Raw genomic sequence first — 13,081 nt, 5'->3', positions numbered from 1 at the left:
GGTTCTCAAACTGCTGGAAGAAACGAAGCAAGCAGTATCGCTTGATGCGATCAAGGAATGGTACAATGGTTATCAAACAGGGAGGCATGTATTGTACAATCCCTGGTCGATAATAAAGTGTTTAAAGAACCATGGGAAGTTAGAGACCTACTGGGTCAAGACATCAGGGAACGAGTTGATAGAAGAGCTCTTAAAGGATGCAAAGCCAGAAGTTAGGAAGGAATTTGAGGAGTTGTTGCAGGGCAAGGTAATAACACAAGTACTGTCTGAGAATTTGGTGTTTCCCGACATAAAGAAGAAGCCGGAGGCTTTATGGAGCCTGTTACTGTATGCAGGATATCTGAAGGTGCTAAGTAGCAAGTTTATGGAGTATCATCTTGTATGTGAGATATCTGTACCGAACAAGGAAGTTGGAGGAGTATATAGTCAAATAGTATCTGAATGGTTTAGCGAGGCAGGAAGCATAGACTCATACAACAGCTTTGTAAGAAGCTTGATGGACGGAGATATGGAGAGATTTGAGATGTACATCACAAGCTACATAATGCAAAGCGGTAGCTACTTTGACTTTAATAAGAACACACCTGAGCGAGTGTTTCACGTGTTTATATTGGGCCTAGTAGTAGGATTGAGAGGAGAGTACTACATACGCTCTAATCAAGAATCAGGGCTTGGAAGGTTTGATGTAGTGATGTTGCCAAAGGAGAGTGGGAGAGCTGGTATCTTGCTGGAGTTCAAGGCAACAGATGATTCGAAGAAGCTGAAGGCAAAGGCGCAAGAAGGGTTGAAGCAGGTAAAAGATAATCAATATCTGGAGCTATTTAGACAGAACGGAGTGAAGGAAGTACTGGCGATAGGGTTGGCGTTTTGTGGGAAGCAACTGTGTTTGGTGAGTGAGAGGTTTTAATGATGTATTGGAGCTGGGGGGAATTTGTGACATGTATGTATTTTATAATATGATTGAAAAATTTCAGTTGCGTTAAGAATTGTCTTATAGTAGTGCTGTGGTAATAGATATTCACGACCAACAAAGCAAGAATGGATCATTGGGGTTTGTGTTGTCAAGTTCCTGACATTGGTTTGGTCGGGGCTAATGGCAGTCTGGTTGATGGTAATACAGCAGGTGTATGTTACGAGGAAGAAGGTGAGAGGATAGGGGCTATTAGGACTGCTGTTGAGGCTTTGTGGGTCACCAATGGTCATGCGTTTTACAAGCTACATTTAATGGAAGAAGAGATTAACTTACTCTCTGCCTTAGAGATTCAGAAATTTAGCAACGAGGTAGTATACTTATCTGGTCTGGAGGCTATTGATTGGGCTACGGTATCTTTTTTTAGTGACATACTAAATGTAAAGGAGGGGTATAGCTACAGGTTATTAGAACTCATCAGAGTTGTGACAAGAAATATAGTAGACGTGGTTGAGGGGAAAGATGCTGAGGTGGTGCTAAGAACGCGAGGTAACTATACGGGTGATGGCTGTGAGTATTGGCACATAGACAAAGAAAGGAATCAGTCTGTAAAGGAGCTTGGTATGGATGACAGTAAGTTATACGCTCATATTGTGTTTTTGATTTCGCTGGTAGGAGAAAGAACGGTATACAGGGATGTTGGAGCTGTTGAGAGAGGTATATTTTATTTATTGGCCAATGAAACGGTTTTTTATTACGGTCATAACTCCACTTGTGTGAGTGGGGATGGTATTACAAAATTATTTGAAGGAGGTGTGAATGAGGTAGCAGAATATGGATATGGGTCTGTACATATCAGCGGTATCAATGGAAGTATTCACAAGGCACCGGATGAGTCGCGTTTTGGTAGAATGACATTAATTATTACGCCTATATTTGATCAACAATAATAACTATGAGAGGGAATTATGGCATTAAATGAGAAGCTGGAGAAAGTGAAAGAATGTTTAGCACAGGTAAGAAAGACAGCTGACTGTGAGAATTTTCTTAATCGCAAAGGAGCTGAAGGTGCAGAGAGAGTGTTAGATGAGTATTTGAGAAAAGTGAGTGGGAATAGGAGTTGGTTGGAGAAAGATGAGAGGTTGCTAGAGGGTAAGATCAAAGATTTAGATGCTAAAAGGGTAGAAGTGAAGAGTATAAAGGACCAGTTACAAAAAAGTAAGCTAGATGTGGAGAACAAGGAAAAGAGTCACAAGGAGAAGGCATCAGAGAGGGATGCTGCGAAGGATAGCTATGATAAGATGCATAAGGAAAGGGCTGATGCTGAACAGGAGCTTGGTAGTAGAGAATTTAGTGAATCAATACAACATAACAGAGCAATTGAAGCAGCAGAAAAAGGGACTCCATGGTATGAGATCAATGATTTGGATGATTTAGTTCGTGAGCGGGACGACGTAGTGAATGGTAATCCTAGGAAGTCTTGGAAGTCCTGTTATTGTGGGGACCAACGTAGAGCGTATACTGATAATAAGCTGACTGAGCAATTGAATAAGAAGATAGCGGCGTTTGAATTGCATAAGACGTATAAATTGAATACTGCTGCGGCTAGGGACACTTTAAATGAGAAGGAATCTAAGTTGAAGAATGAGAAGAGTATTTTTGACAGCAAGGTGAATGAATTTGATGCAATAAAAGGAGAACTATCAAAAGCAGAGAAGTCCCATGTTTTGTTGGAAGGTCAGTTAGGGAGCATGAATGGGGATGTGAAGCGTTTGGAATCTGAAATAGCAAAGCTGGATACATTGAAGGAAGAGGCTGAGGTTTATCTGATGCGTACAATGTTGGATCAGTACATAGAAGAACAGGAGCAGTACTATAATGCTATTAATGATGCTCTCGATGCTGATGATTATGGTGATTATCAACAGGATCAACATCAAGTGGATGAACAGCACTGATTGTTGGTGAACGTGTATGGCATGGGAGCTATCGCTGATAGATCTGATATATGATCATGAGTATTATTGTCAGTTGGACAGTTCTGCATGCCATCTTAGTTGGGAGGAAGGTCTAAATTATTTCAAGGAGCAGGGCGTCAAAGCATGTACAGCGCCGAATGAGGTTTTTACCAAGGATCCCAAGCTATTATATAGTAGTGATACTAGTGGCTACAAGAAATGTGAGTTAGGTAAGTGGAACAGAGAGATACAGATACGTGATGCGAAGGATTTCACCATAGCATACCTCAAGAGTGGTGTAAAAGCGGAGAGGTTGTATAAGGAGGGGCTACTTGTTCAAAATATATGGAAACTATCGACTTTTGCTTCTGGGGCACTTGAGAGTGCTCTTCGGGTTGTTGGTCCGATCAAAGTATTGAAAGACCCGATATTAGAAGCTCTTGCGGAGAACGGTGAATATCAAGTCAAGGAAGAGACTATCAAGTTTGTTGAGGGTGACCTCAACAGACAACTTAAAAGAACTGGCTGTCAAAAGAAGAGTTGTGATGGTGAGCTTAAGTTTTTGACGAAGTTAGTTTGTGAGCGTTTTAGTGGAGGGGACGTAGTTCAACATGGGAACTATCTGCTAGATTTAGCAACTGCAGGTGGGCTTGATAAGCATGCACAGCATGTGATTGTTGAAGGATTTGGGAAGCAAGAATGTAGTAAGTCAGCATACGATGTACTCAGCAAACACCTGGACAAGCAGTTGAAGGTGAGCAAGTGCGCTAAGCAGTCGTGTGATCCAGATATCTTGATTATGTCGCACTATATTAATCAATATAGCAAAGAAGTTAAAGAAATTGACAAATTTATTAACTTTTTGACACAAGAAGGTTTAGATGTAGAAACTAAGGAGTCTGCATTTAATCAGATTAGAAAAGATGTGAAGTACATTAGTGCTGAGAAGTGGGATAGTTTCACAAGGCTGTTGAAGGTGGACAGTAAAGACATAGTAGCAAAGAGTTATTTGGAAGCTTACAAGGTTAGTGGATATGTAATAGGTTTTGAGCATTTAGTTTACATAGAGAAGCTTTTAGATATTCCGGACTATAGAAAGGATGCAGCAGGGGTTTTTGGTGGGTCTGCTGAGAGGGAGATCAGAAATGCTGGGCCTCGTACTGATTTTAGCAAAATAGAGGGAGTGTTAGACAAGCTGTTTGAGAAGATAGGGTTACAAAGTAATGAACTGCCGAAGAAGGTAATTAGTGGGATTTTTGATTATTATAGCAAGGATCAAGGGCACTTTACAAAACAGATAGTAAATATAGTTGCGGAAGTTAAGGAGATAGAGACTGGTTTATTGATGAAGTTAGAGAAGGTACTGCTGAAGATACCGAATAAGGAAGCTGCTGCATTTGTGGCGACAAGATTAAGCGATCATCACTTAGAATTTAGCACTGAGGAACTAGAGTACTTTATAAAGCTTGCGAGCGACAATCAAGGGCATAGGTTATGCGCAATCAACTTTTTGTACGGTGTAATTGATAAAGTACCCGTGGCCTTACAGAAGGAAGTGTTTACAGGGCTTCTGAAAGGAGTGAGTACTGACGAAGAGCTTAGGAGGTTAAAAGGTGTTAGCGAGCATTTGAGTATTGATGGGAAGCAGAAGCGCTTACTTGCTTTGAAAGAAGACATAATCAGTAGTGGGAGTGATCTAGGAGCCCTTGAAGCTGCGGCGAGAGACGAAGATAATTTCGATTATGTGGTAGTGTTTTTAAGAGGATTGTTGTGGACACAAGACGAGTCTGCTTTGGAGTCGTTCCGGGAGTTAAGGAAAGTACTAGAACAGCATCGTTGGATAGAGTGGAGTAGTTCTGAGAAGGGGTTACTGGGGTTAGTAGATGATGTTGGGTTAAGCGATGAGAAGTTAATTAATAGCAAAAGATTGAAAATTGGTAATAGCGTTTTTCTATTAAAAAATTGGCAATATAAGGATTTTGAAGAGCATTTAGCAGGAGTAAATGAAGTAGCTGAGAGTTTAGAGCAGATAGTGTTTAAGTTTGACAGCTATAAAAGCGTTTTAGAGTTATTAGCATTTATTAAAAAAAACAATGTTAGCTCTAGTGATTTGATGGAGGCTGTAGAGCAATCTGTTAAAAACAAGGAGTTATACGAGATACTATGTAACCTTTTATTAAAGAAACAGCTGTGGTCTGATGTAGTGAGCGGCACTGACAAGAAGGTGTTGGTAAGGAGCTATAATATTTTAGATAAGAAACTGGGGTGGAGTGGGAAGTTACTGTATTCAATACTGAAAGTTGGGAACATTGCTCTTTTGGAGAGGATTGGAGAATATCATGTAAGGGAAACGGACACTGATCGTGATGGAAAGAGTGTTGGTGAAATTATACTTGGTGAGAGTTCTGATAGATGGTTGTGGAGTATTAACAGAATTATTAGTGATAACAGGTTTTTTATACCGAAAGTGCAGTCAGCTATATTACGTGAGATGGTTGTGCTGAATGAAGGGAATGAAGAAATTTTGGAATTATTGGAAGATGGGTATTATGAAGAAAAGTTAAAAGGATTGGAAGTGTTGAGGGAGAGAGGGAAGTTATCGAAAAGTTTGGTAGGTGGAGCTGATGACGTACGTATGAAGCCTCTAGATGATTGGAGGGGAGCAGACTTTATACGATGGAAGGAGGGATTAGGTGGTATTAATGACACTAATATAGTGGAGGCGCTGTATGTGGTCTCTGAGGCTGTTAGGCAAACCTATTTGTCCAAAGTATCTGCGTATCCAAGAGATGTTCAAATAGTTGCGGTGTTGTCGTTATATAAGTCGGAAGGTGGAGGTTTGGCGCAGATTGCGACTGGTGAGGGTAAATCGCTGATCATTGGGATGTTTAATATTCTGAAGATGTTAGAGCACAAGGAATATAAAAGGCAAATTGATATTGTTACGAGTTCTAGGGAATTGGCGATTCGAGATGCGATAGCATTAAGGACATTGTACGACTATTTTGAGATTACGGTATCGCATAACATCAAGGAGAGGGGGACTAGTGCGAACGAAAGATGTTACGAAGCTGATATCGTATACGGTGACGCGATGAACTTTATAGGCGATACGTTGCGTGATATTAGCAAGAACACGAAAATGGGTAGAGGGTTTGATCTTGTTATAGTAGATGAAGTTGACAATCTGTTTGTGGATCAGAGCAACATGAAGATACAGCTTACGTCTACGATCTACGGGATGGAGATGTTGGGTCAGGTACTAGTATATTTGTATGGCCACGCTATTATAGCTGCAGGGAGTTTTGAGCAAAAGGCAGACGGGTGCTATTATAAGCATCCTGTATTGTCGGCGGAAGACAGAGGAATGCTGGAGGATATAGGTAATGGGACAGTACCTGACGATGTGGAAATTGCTCCGATTTATTTAGAAGAGAGTTGCACTCATGCTTTAAGAAAGGGTATTGCAAATTTTACAGAGACACATTTACTGGCTGATGATCAACCTAGAGGTGCTAGGGCTGTAGAGATTCCAACACATTTAGAAGTATTTGCCAGGGAACAGATCAATAATTGGGTAGATTCATTTTTTGGTTCTATTGCTGCTTACCAAAAGGACAGAGAGTATATAGTAATAAGGGATCCAAGTAGTAGTAGTTATAATTTTACGGTAATAGCACCAGTAGATGCTGAGAAGACGGGTGTGATACAATTTAGGCTACAGCTGGCGGATGGCTTACAGCAGTTTTTACAGTTGAAACATGATTTGACTTTGACGGTTGAGAATATTGTGACGACGTTTATGTCGTATTACGGTTTTTTCAGCAAGTATAAAGGGAATATTTATGGTTTAACTGGGACGCTTGGGGATGAATCTGACAGAGAGTACTTAAGAAGTGTGTATGGAGTAAAGCTGATAGTGTTACCGACCTTTATACAGAAGGACTTGGTAGAGTTTGAGCCTGTGATCGTGGAGGGAGAGGAGGAATGGAGGAACGAGATAGTAGATGCTGTAGTTAGGAAAACAGCTGGGAAGAGAGCTGTATTAGTGATTATTGAGACACTGGATAAGATATCGATACTGCATGAGGCCTTAACGTCACGTTATCCTAGACTTCAGGTAGGGATATATGGCAAAGGAGGTGAAAGTGAGAAGGGTATAGTTAGTACTGAGTTGGGTGTGGGTGACGTGATACTTGCATCAAATTTGGCAGGTAGAGGTACGGATTTAAAGTTGAGTCCTACTGTGATGAAGAATGGAGGATTGCATGTAGTGGTTGGCACTTTTCCTAGCCATGTAAGAGTAGAGGAGCAGGCTTATGGTAGGTCTGCAAGGCAAGGGGAGCCTGGTTCTGCGCAGATGATTATAAATACGGAACATATAAGACTGGAGCACGTAGAGGATGCCAAGAAGTATGAATGTCGGACTGACATTGAGTGTCTCAAGAAAATAAGAAGAGAAGACGAGCTCATAAGCTTGACGACGGATAGAGTGTGCAGGCTCCCTATTATGGAGTTGCGGGATAATGCATTTAATTTATTTGTGGAATCTCTCAAGGGGATAAATTCGCCAACTGGGTATAGGATTGTGGTTGGTTTACCGGAGAAGCATGAACCATTTCACATTTACGTATATAAAGAAAGCGGTAAAGTTTTTGTAAAGGCAGTTAAGCAAGATGAGAAAGGAACCATAGAAAAGACGCTTGATGAATCACAGCTGCGAGTTGTTGATCGAAGGGTGACAAATCATATCAAGACGGTATTAATGAACAGTCAGAATGCTGCGTCTAGTTTAAATAGACAAGATTTTGAGCTAATTAATTACGTGTGTGCGGTTGAGGGTTTTACATTCGTTCCAATCATAGTAAAGAGGATAGATTACAAGTTTGATCAGGAGGTAGAGAGAACCACTAGCCCTTGTATCACTAACAAAGTTAATGCTTGGTATTCTCAGAAGAATGCTTATTTACACTGTCTGCACCAAGAAAATAAAGAATACAAGGATTTGGAGAGCGAGGATAAAGCACTGTTGTCTAAGATTGAGCTCAGGAGGAAGTTTGAGTTGTGGCTTAGAGATAGGGAATTGTATAACACTGAGAACGAGATCAAGCAGGCTAGCGAGTACTTTGGAATGTGGCTAAAGAGGAATGATGGGCTTTTTGCATTTAGCTGCGATGTAGAGCTACGTGACGGAGATGAGAATCAAAACATTAGTAGCAGATTAGTGTACAATATCACGCAAATCAGGATGCGTATAAACGAAATTTCTGGGTCGTTAAACGTCAGTTTTGCAAATTTTTCAGAGAATCTATGGCATAAGAAGGAAACTGGTGAATTTTTTGAGAATCCTACGCTTTTGGTGTTAAAAGCCTGGAAGTTGATGGGGCTAGAGACGGGTGAGAAAAGCACAAGAGAAGCACTAAAAGGAAGTCGCGGTGTATTAGCTGGTATGTGGATACATACGTTGATACCTAATACGTGGATAGCTGATACGTGGGCAGCGTTCAGTGCTACTGCAAAGGCAGCATTAAGTTTTTTTAGTTTTGGTCGGAATGATGACACATACATGCCAGCGAGTCCAATAGATAGTGCGATATCGTGTTTGAATAGTGCAAGTGAATTGGAGCCACATTATTCGTGGAGTACGTATAATGCATTAGCATTTGCAAAATTAATGAAAGATGGTCAAGGGATCACGAAACAGAAACAAGCAGCTCAAGCGATGAAGGTCAAGTCTGCTTTTATTACGGATACGGCAAAAGTAATAGAGAGAATAATCAATGCAACAATACCAGTTTACGAAGCCGAGTTGACATTTTTATTAGCAAAGAAATTCATCAATTATGATGATGATATAGCAGTGCAGCATCTAGGTACGATCTTTATCTACCAAGAGATCGTGAAAGCAATGGAGAAGAACATTGAGTTTGTATTACAGACGTCCGGGAAGCAAATGGTGAGGATGGGTCGGCATTTAAGCATTGAGGAGATCACAGCAAATGTAATAGGGAACATTACTGAAGTGGTATCTGCAAAGCTGTCAAATTTGAAGAACTTAGGACAGCACGGACAAGGACTAAGCAACATTACTGTAAACATTACATTTGACAGTTACAAGTATGTGGTAGACCAGATCACAGGGTCTGGAGGGTTGATATTTGAGCTAGAATCATATGGTTTAGAGAAAGAAAGTAAGAATTGGTGGGGTACAGTGGCAGCAGCAGCAATAGGTGTGTTGTCTATTGTAACAGGGTTGTGGATCATGAGTGGGACTGTATTTACTACGGCGTTTGGAGGAGCGTTGGTATTACAGGGTATAGGAGAAATTATTGGTGCATTGATATCAGTTGGAACGGGGAATCCGATAGATTTTGAAGAATTCATGAAATCAAAAGGTATGTCGATAGGCATATCTTTAGCTACAGCAGGGACGTTATACTTTTTAAGTAACATACCTGCAATTGAAGGTGTATTGAACATAGCAGGTAACATGGAGAAATTGTCGAAGCTTGCTGCTAGTAAAACTGTATTTTTGGCGACTTCCTTTGGTGCGCAGGCACTCACAACAGGATTGTCTGCATTAGTGTACAACGGTATGAAGCATGCAGTAGACCAGGGTCATATTGAGAGCGAAGCTAGAGAAGCGGTAGCCAAGCTAATTGCAAGAGATGAAAAGCTGTTGAGGAAGATATTTGCGACAGACTATTTTTGTGAGGACATAGGTAAGCAATCATGTAAAGGTCACCTGGTAGGGCTGCTGGATAGGGCAGTAGATGATGTAATGAGATGGTACTTGGGAAGATTTAATGGAGACGAAGAGAGAGCGTGGCGAGGATACGGCACTGAAGTAGGAGACGGTGTGGTAAATGCAGCGGGTGCGGGTACATTTGGGTTAGGTGCTGTGTGGAGTATTGTTAAAACTGCTGGGAATGTGGTACAGGGTGTTGTAAAGAGTGTAGAATCAGTAGGGAAGATTATAGGGAAGATGCATGAGAAGATAGTCAGTATAAGTAGCATGGGGATGAGCGTATCAGAAATGCTATTCGTACAGATGAAAAAAAGCTTCAAAATGAGCGTAGAGGAGATTGAAGACATTAAGGTAGCATTAAGTCGTCAGCAATTAGTAGTAGGAGGTGAGATATTAGTGGAATGCGATAGGCTCGGAAAGGCCACTCTATCTGCTAGTTTAAGTGGTTATAAGACGAAGTTAGTGAATACTTGTAAGCAAGTATCAAAGATGATGGATATGGGATATGAAAGGAGCTTCAATAAATTCAAGGAGAAGCTAATAAGTAGCATGACGTCAACAAAGATAGGGATTGAGAAGCAAGAATTAGTTAAGCCATTATCAAATGGTATAGGTAGTATTAGCTCTAGTCTTTTGATGGATAGTAAGATAGGAGTGGCGATTAGTGAGAAGCTAAAGAGTAAGTTAGGGATTGAGGATGCTAGCAAGGTAATAGAGCAGCATCAACAAAAGAGTAAGGAAGAAAAAGTAGCTGGTGTTTCTATAGGGAAGGATGTTGGTGTAGCCCAAGATGAGAGTAGAAAAGATACCAAAACGAAAGGGAAGAGTTATATTGTACAGAAGGGAGACACATTATCAAAGATAGCAGAGAAGGAAGGAACGACAGTGGATGAGATACTGTCTGTCAACAAGGACATCAAAGATAGGAATTTAATATATTTGAATCAAAAGCTGGTATTACCTGAAGGTTTTGGAGGTGCTGTATCTGGAAAGACTGGGAAGAATGTTGACACTAGGACAGCACATGAAGTGAAGAGAGGAGAGAGTTTGTGGGACATTTGGAGAGCAGAAGGACTGAAGGCAGGAAGGACATGGGCGGAGTTTAGAGAGGACAATGCACACCTAGCGGATGCAAAAGGTTCACTAGACAAGCTAAAACCAGGAGACAAGGTATACATTGTCTCGAACAAAGCACCAGTAGCAAAAGCGAGTGCTGGAGGCTCAGCTGGAGCATCATCACAAGCTAAACCAGGTGAGACAGGAGGTAGAGTTAAAATACCAACAACTGTAGTGAGTACTACGGATGATACCAGTGCACACACAACAGCATTCGTTAAAACGTTCCAAGCTCAAACAGCCTTAGATCCTGAAACAGAGGCAAAGGCAAAAGAGGAGTTTAACAGAGGTATTGGAATAGTGAGGGCTAACCATGACAAGCAAGTAAAGGAGATAGCGGCAGAGCAAAGAGACTTGGGATTTGCAGGGACAGATGTACATGAGAAGAAGTGGTATGACAATGGTATACAGGTGCCAGATGGAGTGAAGAGTGCGGCATCAAAGACAGTAGAGGTGACATTACATGCAGCAGCGGAGATGTCACATAAACTAATGCAGCTTTTGTCGAAATGTCCTTGGTGTGTGGAATATGGAGTCAGCGCGGTTCGTGTTGCATTGAGTGCACTGGGAGGACCTGCTGCGGTAGGGGCGGTAGCGTTGCAAGAGGTAAGAGCTCAAGCGATTGGGTATGTGATATCGGAGGCATCTGGTGAATACATAGCAGACAAGATAGTGGAGGGAGGCAAAGCGTTATCAGTAGGGTATGGTATAGATGAGAACAAGGCAAGAGACCTAATAGCAGTACAGATAATGTTATCAGGTGCTGTAGCTGGTAAGGCATTGGGAGATGTATTATCAAAAGTACAGGCAAAGGTTGCTAAGCCTAAAGTGTTCTACAAGCTTGACGACAATGCACACTATAAAAAAGACATACCTGAAACAGTAGATAAAATAGGAGATAGATATCCAATCAACGCAAAATGGGCTGGAAAAACTCTCAAATTCGATTCAGCGGAATTTCTAGACAACAAAAGTCCGGAAAATATAGCACGGTATTTAGAGCTTGCCAAGAAATACCCGAATGGTGTATTTTACGATGAGAAGGCATTCGTTGATTTGAAACCGTACAGCAAAATGGAGGTGCAAGTGCCTGGTCTCACTGGGAAATATGCTTATGACGTGACCTTGGCTGATAAGATTGCTCAAAGGCTTGATCCGAGCTTTGTAAGGCCTGAAACTCACACGTGGCATCACCATCAAGATGGCTTGACGATGCTGATGGTACCTAGGGATTTACATAGTGCAATTCCCCATACTGGAGGAGCGGCAATATTACGACAGAGGCCTGGTTGAGACTCTATAGAAATATACGAGACAGATTATTGGCAATAATACAATGAATTATAAAATGAAAAATATAGTAGTGGCAGATAGCAAAAAAAAAATAACGATGATTGACATCAAAAATGTAGAGCTCGAGTTACAAACAAAATTGCCAACAGATTATATAGCTTTTATGCTCAAGCATAATGGTGGACATCCTCTGCGGAATCAATATCCGTTGATTGAGATATTTGACTTTTACAGGTATGGATGGGGAAGTTCGACCATTTCTGATTGTGAGATTGACTGGTTTTATGGAATTTACGATGGAGAGTATAATAATTTTATTGAAGAGAATAAACGTAAAGAAGATGTTGGTATACCTGGTAATCTTGTTAGTATTGGGTGTAGCTCGGTAGGTGATGTAATATGTATTGGGGTAGAGGAGAACAACAGTGGTAAGGTTTATTATTGGGGACATGACTGGGAACGCGGTGAAGAGTATAAAAGCGTTGCTTTGATATCTAACAATTTTAGCGATTTTATAGACAGTCTGTATGGACTGGATATAGAACTATACGAAAGCCGTGAGGGGGGAATCACGGCTAGAAAAGATAAGCTGATACACGATAGATATTCTATTCCTTTTTCGACGGAAGCAAAACGTTACGGTGAAGTAGTGACTGGATTTTTCAGAAGAGCACCGATTGAAGTAGAGGAGTACATTATGGAAGAGACAGAATCTACAAAAGATCTGTTACTGTGGTATGAAGTGAAGTCTGAGGGTAAAAAGTACTGTAGGAAAATAAGTGATGGTCAAGTGGAGGATTATGAACAGGGCAGTCTTACTACTGAAGTTTAGATACTGAAAGATAACATTTACTCTTCTTGACTTGGGGAGGACTGAAGTGACCCCATTGGTCTGGACAAGAAAGTGACACATTTAAGAGAAGAATGGTCAGCTAGTCCATTCGTCAAAAGTCTAGATTTTGAATATCTGTATTAGAGTGCTGGTCTCAATTTCCGTGCGATTTATGTTTTTTGCAAAGGCTTATAGCCAAATGTTGACGTTTGAGGTGCAATATG

5 protein-coding genes are annotated in these 13,081 nt (G+C 41.0%); all 5 read left to right on the top strand.

Features of this window, described 5'->3' with window-relative positions; translation table 11 throughout:
* The coding region (locus tag EDM53_RS04770) for a PD-(D/E)XK nuclease domain-containing protein (protein ID WP_207215483.1) at positions 1 to 907 on the top strand (907 nt) is incomplete at its 5' end.
* Positions 908 to 1,038: 131 nt separating this feature from the next.
* On the top strand, positions 1,039 to 1,860 hold the full coding sequence (locus EDM53_RS04765; RefSeq protein WP_130122518.1) for a hypothetical protein: 822 nt from the start codon (positions 1,039 to 1,041) through the stop codon (positions 1,858 to 1,860).
* Between the two features lie 18 nt (positions 1,861 to 1,878).
* Entirely contained in the window at positions 1,879 to 2,868 is a 990-nt protein-coding gene (locus tag EDM53_RS04760; RefSeq protein ID WP_130122517.1) for a hypothetical protein, read from the top strand.
* Between the two features lie 16 nt (positions 2,869 to 2,884).
* Entirely contained in the window at positions 2,885 to 12,025 is a 9,141-nt protein-coding gene (locus EDM53_RS04755) for a LysM peptidoglycan-binding domain-containing protein (protein ID WP_130122516.1), read from the top strand.
* Between the two features lie 55 nt (positions 12,026 to 12,080).
* Entirely contained in the window at positions 12,081 to 12,857 is a 777-nt protein-coding gene (locus tag EDM53_RS04750; RefSeq protein ID WP_165379650.1) for an SMI1/KNR4 family protein, read from the top strand.
* The last annotated feature ends 224 nt before the right edge of the window (positions 12,858 to 13,081 follow it).

The organism is Rickettsiales endosymbiont of Peranema trichophorum, assembly GCF_004210275.1.
In the GTDB taxonomy this organism is placed as follows: domain Bacteria; phylum Pseudomonadota; class Alphaproteobacteria; order Rickettsiales; family Midichloriaceae; genus RICK02.
This window is presented reverse-complemented; position numbering and strand designations above follow the sequence as displayed.